Source organism: Candidatus Cyanaurora vandensis (assembly GCF_013285555.1).
Lineage (GTDB): Bacteria > Cyanobacteriota > Cyanobacteriia > Gloeobacterales > Anthocerotibacteraceae > Cyanaurora > Cyanaurora vandensis.
Genome location: NZ_JAAXLT010000031.1, coordinates 1 through 5,819, shown reverse-complemented (window position 1 = coordinate 5,819; position 5,819 = coordinate 1). Strand labels below are relative to the sequence as shown.

Annotated in this window: 2 protein-coding genes; both read right to left on the bottom strand. The window is 58.6% G+C overall.

The window, feature by feature from the left end; genetic code table 11:
• Positions 1–2,990, bottom strand: a 2,990-nt coding sequence (locus tag HFM78_RS01995; RefSeq protein ID WP_287127740.1) for a type I polyketide synthase, incomplete at its 3' end; no start/stop codon positions are given.
• Between the two features lie 29 nt (positions 2,991–3,019).
• Positions 3,020–5,819 (bottom strand): SDR family NAD(P)-dependent oxidoreductase (locus HFM78_RS01990; RefSeq protein ID WP_287127739.1); only part of this gene is annotated, 2,800 nt, incomplete at its 5' end.

The window sequence follows — 5,819 nt, the reverse complement described above, 5'->3', positions numbered from 1 at the left end:
GTCTCGGGAGGCGGGGTACTAATGGCGGCAGTTACGGTCAAGAAACTGGGTAAAGCGACAGACTTGACGGCAGTGGGGGTAGCGGGACGCAATTTATCGCGCACCTGCTGAGCGACAGCCTCACCCAGCTTCATCTCGGGTAATAACAGGTTAATGATCGGGATGGCCCGGGCGGGTTTAGTAGGGGCGACGGGCTCTAGGTCCACCAACTGCACTTCCCGATGGCGAAACAGGTTCCCCAAGTCCACGGTCATGCCTTTGACAAAGAGCCGCGCCAAGAGGTGTTCAATATGTTCCAGACCCGTGCGCCGCTGATTATTGCTGGCGAGAGCCAAGAAGTCCCGGCCCTTGAGGATGTCATTGACGAACGCCGTCAAGTTGCCACTGGGTCCGACTTCAATGAAAACGCGGATGTTCTCTTGGTCGTAGAGGTTCTCAATCGTCTCCCTAAAGCGCACCCGTGAGGACCATTGCCCCGCCGCAATCGCCAGAATTTCATCGCGGGTCTGGGGATAGGACTGGGCGGTGGCGCAACTGTAGACCGGGGTATGGGGCGGGCCGCCCTCAGTGAAGGTGCTGTAGTAGCGGTGCAGGATGTCGGCGACCTTCTCGAATAGCGGCGTATGGTAGGGATAGACAAAGGGTAGACGGGCACAGATCCCGCCCGCTACCTTGAGCCGCGCCGCGATGCTCTCAATGTCAAGTTCGCTGCCGTAGAGGACGACTTGATTGGGGCAGTTGTCCACGGACATGAAAACCCGGTCGGTGTATTCCACCAAAATCTGGTCGAGGAAGTCCCGGTCCACCGCGCCCACGGAGAGGTTTGCGCCCTTGGTGATATCGGCAGAGGCTTCGAGTTCGAGGTAGATCCGGTTCACCCCGCGTAGGATCTCGCGGCGGCGTTCCCAGGTGTGGACATGAGAGACCCCGGCGGCCTCTAGAACCATGTTCTCGCCCGTACTATGACCGACCATGACATCGCTGACGACCTGGAATTCCTTGAGTAGTTCGTACATCGCCATGGTGGCGGTATAGACCGATTCTGAGGACAGGTCCATCGAGAATAGTTCATCCGCCGCTCGTTGACGTTCCGCCGGGGTGAGGACTGTCGGGGGCGGGAAAATATAGTGGCTGGGCAACTGGACCCGTTCGGCAAAGGTCTCATCCAAGAAATCAAACCACTGCCGCGCCACCGGGAAATACATGCACAGGTCCGCCAGCATATTCACGTACTGCCCGCCCTGACCAGGAAACAAAAACGCTGTCTTGGGCGCGGGTTGATTGGGGTCCACTTCTTCGTAATAGACCCCATTCCGGCCTTGGAGCTTGGCACGATCGGAACCCGCTAACTTTTCAATGGCCTGGGTGAGTTTCTTGTGCAGGTCAGGGAGATCCTTGGCAACCACCGCCAACCGATGGGGACCGGGGGTTTCTAGGGCCAGCGTGTAAGCCAAGTTCGCCAGGGTCAATACTGGGGCTAACTCTAGTCGCTTGAGGACTTTCTGGACATTCACCACCAACCCCTCGCGGGTCTCGCCCGTACAGACCAACAGTTCAAAGGGCCAGTGCTGGTTAAGTTGCTTGGGTTGGCTGGGCTGGGGTCCGGTGTACTCTTCTAGGACAGCGTGGGTATTGATCCCGCCAAAGCCAAAGGCATTCACTGCCGCCCTGCGGGGAGTCTTCCCGCCATGAATCCAGGGCCGGGTCTCGGTGTTGATGTAAAAAGGCGTTTCCTCAATTTTGAGGTTGGGGTTAATCTCGTCACAGAGCGTCGGTGGTAGGACTTTATGGTAAAGCGATAGGGACATTTTGATGATGCTGGCTACCCCAGAGGCCGGGATACAGTGCCCAATCATGGACTTCACGGAACCCAGGGCACAGTGGGGCAGAGGCTTCTGGCGGTCGCCAAAAATATGTCTGAGCGTACGAATCTCTGTCTGGTCGCCGACCGGAATACCCGTACCGTGGGCTTCGACTAATTGCACGGTACGGGGGTCCACGCCCGATTCCCCATAGGCTCGTTCCAAAGCTAGGACCTGCCCCTCAAACCGGGGCGCGAGTAAACCGAGAGCCTTACCGTCACTGGAAGTTCCCACGCCCTTGAGAACCGCATAAACCCGGTCCCCGTCCTGAATTGCATCGGCTAAGCGTTTCAGAACCAGAAACCCGACCCCTTCACCCAGCAGGGTCCCCATGGCATTCTTGTCAAAAGGCCGGATCGTCCCCTGACGCGCCAACGCCCCCAACCGACAAAAAAGCATATAAATCTGGGGCGGCATCGAACTCTGGGTCCCGCCCGCCAACATCATCGCGGAACGTCCGCTCGTCAATTCCTTAATCGCCAACTCCACGGCAATCAAGGACGAGGAACAGGCCGCGTCAATCATGTAGTTGGGACCCATCAAGTTAAGGCGGTTGGCAATCCGCCCACTCGCCACGTTAGAGACCAAACCCGGTGCGGCTTCCGGGGGTAGCGGGGGAAGTTGGGCTTTGAGGTCTTTGCGGATAGTTTGTAGGGTCGGCTCGTCGAGTTCCGGGAGCAATTGCCGGATCAAGTCCACGGTCTGGTCCGCCACTAGCCCGTACTGAAGCGCGGTGGTCGAACCCCGGTTGGGATTAGAACCCCGGCCCAGGATGATCCCCGTCTTCTCACCCACAAAAGGACGGTCCAGATAACCCGCATCCTTAAGCGCGTCACGGGCAAGCTTGAGAGCCAGGAAATGATCCGGTTCCCCCGCATCCACCGAGGTCGGCAACACCCCAAACTCCAGGGGATTGAACTCCGTCAGGTCTCCTAACAGACCCACCTTACGGGTATAAATCCGCTCGGGGTCCGTGGAGGACGGGTCCAGGTAGTTGCGGGTCCAATCGTCCGGGGCATCCTGCACATGGTCGGCTTTGTCCAGGATGTTCTGCCAAAAGGCCCTCAGGTCCCGTGCGCCGGGAAAGAGGGCGGACATCCCGATGATGGCGATATCGGTGGTGGTCATGGGCTTCCTGAGAAGTGGGGCGGCAGCATTTACGTGGTAGCTTGACCACTGAGACGGTTGAGGGCACGGGTACACCCCCCCTCGATATCGTTGAGGGCCAGACGCAAGTACCCCTGCTGGTCTACGTAGACCGCATCGTACTTGAAGCTCATCGTATCGAAGAACTTAACTCGGAGAGCCAGGGTCAAGGGTCCGGTAATCGGTTGACTCCCGTAGCGGACGATCGCCCCGAACCGGGTGGGTAAACCGCTGGTATCAGCTTTGAAGCGCAGCCACAACAGCGAGGCTTGCAACGAGGCATCCACCAAGCCTGGGTACAGTAACCAATCAGCAGACCCACCCCCGACAAAGATTTGGGGATCGAGCCAATCCTGGGGCCGACTGGCAACCGCTTGGGCATCCACCCCGTCCTCATTGATCCGGTCAATCTGGGTTAACAACTGGAAGACCTTGCCATGGAAGAGAATCTCCCGGTAGCCCTTAGCAGCGGTCATCCCTTCACCCGAGCCGAGGGGCGTGACTTCCACCGGGGGCGCAGCGGGTAGTTGGGGTTTGAGGATGACGTTCATCCGGTAATGAGGAGTTTTCTTCTCCGCATCTTGGATGTCCACCGCCACTTCGAGAGATTCCGCACTGGCGTGTTGAGCAGCACGGGCGGTGAAACGGACTTTTTTACCCACTGTGGGGTCTACGGTGATGCCCTTGAGGACGCGTAGTTCCTGGACTTCAGCCACCGTCCACTCAGGAAAGGCCGCTTGGACAAATTCTGCCATCCATTCCATCGCCCCAGCCGCAGGTTGGATGGGGTTGCCGTCAATCCGGTGGTCCATCAAGTACCGTTCCCGCCCCACGGTCATCGTGCATTCGAGGGCGACGGTGCCGTTGGGCTGGATCTCCGGTTGGGCCGGGAGTAGTGGGAGGATATGTGGTCCCCTCGCCTCAGCTTCCAGGCGGGCGTAATAGGCAGCGATGGCTTCTTTAGCCCCGGCAAAAGTCCCCGCCAGAAGCTCGGTATCGCCCTTGTGCCCGTAGCGGATATCTTCACGGAAGAAACGACGGCCTGACAGGGGCGGGATTGGAATTACTCCGCGTGCCTTGAACTGTTCGTTGACGGCATCGGAGGCCATCCCAGTCACATCCCAGGGACCCCAGTTCACGACGACCACACGGGTGTCGGGCCACAGGTAATCCAACTGCCAGGACAAGCGGTTAACAACCTCGTTGGCAGCAGCGTAATCCACTTGACCGGGATTCCCGAAGGTCCCCGCCACCGACCCAAAGAGGAATAAGAACTTAAGCCCTGCCGGACGCAGATGACGACTCAGGACAAAAGCACTATCCACCTTGGTGTCGAACACCTTATTAAAGGTAGCAGCGGTCTTGTCAATGATGAGCTTGTCCTCAATGATCCCCGCGCCGTGGATTACCGCATCGAGCCGACCATGACGCTGGTAGATGCCCTCCAGGAAGTCCCCAAACTGGGCTTCATTACGGACATCGACACCGTGGTACTCGACCTTGGCCCCAGCTTGCCGGAAGCCAGCCAAGTTTTGCCGAATCGCCCGGTCACGACTCAAGTTACTGACCTTGCGGTTAATTTCGACGGGTTTGGGCCCAATCCCTTGGGCGCGGAACTGGTCCATGAAGATCTTCCGCAGTTGACCCACATCCTCAATCCCGACGGTGCTGGGGTCCTCTGCCGGAGGCTCAGGAGAGAGTCCCGCGAGAACAAGGGTCAGACCGGGAACTGCAATCTCAGCGGCAATCTCCGCCGTAATGCCCCGTGCGCCGCCCGTCACCAAGACCACCCAATCAGCAGCCGGGGTAATTTGAACCGGACCCGTGGTAACAATATCTGCTGGAATCGGATCAAATAGGGTGCGCTGACCCTGGGGATAGCCGATCTCCGTCCGCATCGTGCTGGGGTCTAGCCCAGCATCCAGCAAGAGCAGTTCTTGCATCAGATAACCGCTGACCTGCTCGGGGGTGAGAGTACGGTCAAAGTCCAGGGTCTTCGCTGACATCCCAGGCCATTCCAAGCGCAGGGTTTTGAGGATGCCGCTATTACTCCCCGCCAAGGGTAACCCCGGTCCGCATTCCTGTTCACGACCAAGGTAACCACCCAATAACGAGGCCGCAATCACCTGACCTTGACGGTTCTCTACGGCTTGGCGCAGGTCCGTGACACAGTGTTGTACCAGTTGGAACAAGCTCTTGGACTGGATCTGGGCCGCTCTTCGCCAGTCGGCAAGCGTAGTGGGCATCTCCAGAGCCGCAAGGGGTGCGAGGTGGACGATGCCACTGACGGAGCCATGCTGAGCCTTGAGTTGCTGGACCTGTTGAATTAGCTGTTCGGGGTCCGCCAGGATCGCTTCCGTCAAGATGACCGGGATGGCCCCCTGTTGTTGGAGGGCTTGAGCCACGAGGGGCGCGACAGCCTGTTGGTCAGCGGTGATTAAGTAGAGTCCCTTGGGGGTAATGGGGGTGCCCTTCAAGTTGGCATCACGACGAGATAGGGTGCGGTAGCGTGGAGTAGCCTCCACGGTTACCGCTTCAGACTCCCCCAGGCTCCGGCCCTCCACGGGCACGGCAGTCAGGGCTGGTGTCGGTGGTGCAGCACTCAAATTAGTAATCAAAGATTCCACAACGCCGTTGAGGGTCTTGACGCGGGTAAAGGTCTCGATTTGTTCCTGTACCTGACTGGCGAAGGGTTCCGGCAAGCTCTTTTGTAAGGCTCCGAAAATTTCGACGCGCTTGATGGAGTCAATGCCTAGTTCCGCTTCCATGTCTTGGTCCAAACCGAGCATATCGGCGGGGTAGCCCGTGCGG